The 1,380-nt window shown below is 66.6% G+C and carries 1 protein-coding gene; it reads left to right on the forward strand.

Annotated features, from left to right (window positions below; all coding sequences use genetic code 11):
• Positions 1-1,380: glycoside hydrolase family 9 protein (locus AC1DU6_RS31265; RefSeq protein ID WP_477862028.1), on the forward strand; the 1,380-nt coding region annotated here is incomplete at both ends.

Here is a 1,380-nt window from a genome sequence, read left to right on the forward strand (position 1 = left end):
GCTCTCTTCACGACGATTGCCGACAAGACGCTGGACTACTTCCACCGCAGCCGCCATACGGCCAAGGGCGACAGCCGCATCCGCATCTTCGAGACGGACCGCTTCGTCGACGTGCACGGCGGCTGGAAGGACGCCGGCGGCGACACGGGCAAGTATTTGTCCCACCTCGGCTACGCCAACTTCTTCAACCCGCAGCAGACGTCGATRGCGGCCTGGGTGCTGGCCTATACATCCCACACCTCGGCCGACCTCTACCGCCGCGCGGGCCTGCTCAAGCGCGCCGAGAACGAGGCCTTCTGGGGTGCCGACTATCTGCACCGCATCCTCGACGCAGAGGGCTATTTCTACACGACGGTGTTTGACAAATGGGGCGACGAGAAGGCCGAGCGCATGGTCGTCGGCTACGAGGGCGAGGACGGCAAATACACCCAGCTCTACCGCTCGGCCTATCGCGCGGGGGGCGGCATGGCCATCGCGACGTTGGCGCGGGCCTCGCTGCTGGCGAAGCAATCGGGTCGGCAGGGCGAGTTCAACGGTGCGACCTATCTGGCCGACGCGGTCAAGGCCTTCGACCATCTGCAGCAGTTCAATGCGCAGTACACGGCCAATGGCATCGAGAACATCATCGACGACTACACGGCGCTGATGGCCGCGGTCGAACTGTTCAATGCGACGCATGAGCCGCGCTTCCTCGACGCGGCACGGCTGCGCGCCGAGAGCCTGATGGGCCGCCAGACCGCTGCCGGCGGCTTCATCAGCGATGGCGGCACACGGCCGTACTACCACGCGGTCGAAGCCGGCCTGCCGGTGCTGAGCCTCACGCACTATCTAGCCATCGAGACCCAGGAGGCGCGTCGCGGCCGCGCGACCGCTGCCATCGCGTCGGCACTGAAGCATGAGATCGCCATCACCCAGCGCGTGTCCAACCCCTATGGCTATGCACGCCAGTCCTTCCAGCTCGCGCCGAACGGCAAGGCAGAAGGCTCCGTGATGGAGGGCTTCTTCATCCCGCACAAGAACGAGACCGGCTATTGGTGGCAGGGCGAGAGTGCGCGCCTGGCCTCGTTGACCACGGCCATGGCGGTTGCCAGCCGCCAGCTCGGCACCGGCATGCCCGAGGGCTGGGCCGGCTATGCGCAAAGCCAGCTCGACTGGACGCTGGGCCGCAACCCCTACGGCATCTCCATGCTCTACGGCTTTGGCAAGCGCAACCCGCCGGCCGTACCGTCCAGCGCGGGCGACATGTTTGCCGGCGGCATCTCCAATGGCATCACGGGCGCCGTCGGCAGCGATACGGGCGAGGATATTGCGTTCGGACCAGGGCCCGACGGCGAGCAGTGGCGCTGGGTGGAGCAGTGGCTGYCGCACTCGGCCTGGATG

Source organism: Roseateles sp. P5_B10 (genome assembly GCF_056400485.1).